General features: G+C 54.5%; 1 pseudogene. It reads right to left on the reverse strand.

Annotation, left to right across the window (positions count from 1 at the left end):
- Positions 1–164 precede the first annotated feature (164 nt).
- A pseudogene (locus AC1MDC_RS28680) lies at positions 165–626 on the reverse strand (hypothetical protein); the annotation flags it as partial.

A 626-nucleotide genomic window follows, 5' to 3' on the forward strand; every position in this document is an offset into this window, starting at 1 on the left:
CGCCGAGCCAATGCTGTAGTTACCGATATCGAGAAACACCTCGTTTTTACGCCAGATGGTATTGAGCACGTCACAAGGCTTTTCCCCGGTAGGAACAGGCAACGGCGCCAAATAATCATTGCGGGAAAAAATCCCTTTCTTCGAAGTGCCTGCCGGTGGCGTGCTCATTCCTGCGCCTCAACTCGTCCGGCCAACTCGGCTTCGCGTTTGGCAATGGCGACTTCCAACTCAGGGGAGCGTTTGGCCCATTGTTCGGGAGGGAGGGGTTTTGACCATTCGATGATGTCGGGATGGGATAAGTCGGGGGGCGGAGATAACTTCCACTCTTGCAACATCATTGCCAGCGGAGCGCCCAGAAAAATGGCCCCGATTATCAACCAGGCAGCCTTACCGACTTCCTGTGCAACCAGATGGTGTCTGATGCCGTCCAGATATTCACATGTAATGCCCCAAACAACGCTTCTACCTCGCAGTTTTGCCCGCCCGCCCTCAAAATCATTGGTCTGTGGCAAAACATGCAGCCCGATCTCCATGTAACTGCGCATGCATTCCCACAACGCCATCGCTGTCGTGCCACCGCCGCAGTTGAAGCCCAGTGAAAAATGCTTGTTGTCTTGGGTGGCATC

The organism is Pseudomonas sp. 1 (genome assembly GCF_056626735.1).